The 1,912-nt window shown below is 33.7% G+C and carries 2 protein-coding genes; both read right to left on the bottom strand.

Annotated features, from left to right (window positions below; genetic code table 11):
- Window positions 1–168 precede the first annotated feature (168 nt).
- Window positions 169–558: a 30S ribosomal protein S6e gene (locus ACKI67_RS08125; RefSeq protein ID WP_407463000.1), complete on the bottom strand. Its 390-nt coding sequence runs from the start codon at window positions 556–558 to the stop codon at window positions 169–171.
- Between the two features lie 154 nt (window positions 559–712).
- The coding region (gene infB, locus ACKI67_RS08130) for a translation initiation factor IF-2 (RefSeq protein WP_407463001.1) at window positions 713–1,912 on the bottom strand (1,200 nt) is incomplete at its 5' end.

Below are 1,912 nucleotides of genomic sequence, written 5' to 3' on the forward strand. Positions count from 1 at the left end.
ATTTGAAATATTATTTAAAAATTTAATTTGAAATTTTATAATAAATAATGAATTTCAATAGAATGAAAAACAAAAATGATAATGAAAAGGTTCATTATATTTTCAAAATGAATGAAAAATAATAATGAAAAGGTTCATTATAAATTTCATTTATCATCAGCTATCTGATTATTCTTCTGCTTCTCCTTCTTCTTCAGGATTTAAGATATCAGATATGGATTTGCTGCCTGCTTTAGCAACAATAGTGTTGATTTGAACAATATCTTCAGAGATAGTGTTTCCTCTGACAGTTTTTCTTCTTTTAACACCATCAGCTTTAGGTTTGTAGCCTACTCCACCGGTTAAAAGACTTTTGATTCTTCTAGGACCATCAACGTCTTTTTTCATAGCGAAACCGTTTTTGTCACTACCACCAGTGATTTTTAAAGTGTAGCCATCTAAACCAACGATTTGACCATCGAATTCTTCTCCGATTTTTAAACCGTTTAATTGTTTTGCATCATCAACTTCTAATTGATAACTTAATTCTTTATCAGATACAACAATTTTAAATGCCAATAAAATTCCTCCTTTTATTTTTAGGAATTTAATCTCCCTTAATCTCTAGTATTTATTCTATAATCTTAAATATATGTGAAATTAATTATGAAATTAATTTTAGTTAATTGTTTGATTGATTATTTGATTATTTAATATTATAATTGAATTGATATTAATATTCGAAAAGACCGAATTTACCCCAATCTCTATCTTTCTTACGTTTGATTTCCAAGATTTCGTCAAGGGCCATGAATTCATCTTCGTTCAACTTGTCCTTAAACTCTCTTTCCAAGATCTTATAATGCTTTTCAGGAATGTCTACATACAATGTATCCCCTTCCTCAAAGTCTTTACCTGCCACAGCATCATCGATTGCCATAGCAACCCTTTGACCTCTTGAAATTGCAGGTAATGTTTCACCCTTATCTTCCATACTTGCAATGGTACCTACATAGTCCCCATTTGCATTCATTAAGGCATAGCCCTGTTTAACAGTTCCTGCCTCTACTTCAATACCGCAGATTGCAGGTTTGCTTTGCCTAAATATCAATTTTGGAAGAATCATGAATTTAGCAGGTTTGATAATTGCTTCAAGCCATTGCTTTTTCTGAGCCTCTTTTCTCTCAAGAACCCAAGCTTCATAATCTTCGGTAATCTGATAGATTACATCACCTTTAAAGAGTTTAACTCCTGAATTATTTAAATCGACTTCAGCCTTAGGATGTACCTTCACATTGAATGCAATAATTACACCATGTTCGATATTTTCTTCTTTGGCAATGGATGCATCAATAACATCCCTTTTGTTTACATCTCCGATTTCTGCAGATCTGATTGGAATATCCATTTCCTTAAGCAAATGAACAACAGCTTCAAGAGAACCTAATGTATCTGCCTTAACAAATAATCCTTCATCGTCAGTGTCAACAGTAATGTCTTCCAACTCTTTTAATAATTCTGCTTCAACATCCTCATCATCACTTAAGACTCTAAGTGGAGAACCAGAAACAACATCATCAAGATTTGGAGCAGCTATCTTGATACCTGCTGCCGCAACAACCTCATCGACCTTTTTGAATTTCTTTTTGGAATCTCTCATCTCTTCAAGAGGGAGAGGCCTTAAGATAGACCTGATTTTGGTTTTTACAACATTGTTTGCATCCATTAAAGCTATTTCATCACCATCACGGAGAACACCATCATAGATGATACTGTCTACAGTTACACCAAGACCGGTTTCCTCCTTGACTTCAAGGACAGTTCCTTTAGCAGGAGCGTCTTCGTGGATTTCCAATTGTTCAGTCAAATATTCTTGAGCCAAACCTAATAACATGGCAATAAGCTCAATAATACCTTCACCAGACTTTGCACA

The sequence above is a fragment of the Methanobrevibacter sp. genome (assembly GCF_045577275.1).
Classification (GTDB): domain Archaea; phylum Methanobacteriota; class Methanobacteria; order Methanobacteriales; family Methanobacteriaceae; genus Methanobrevibacter.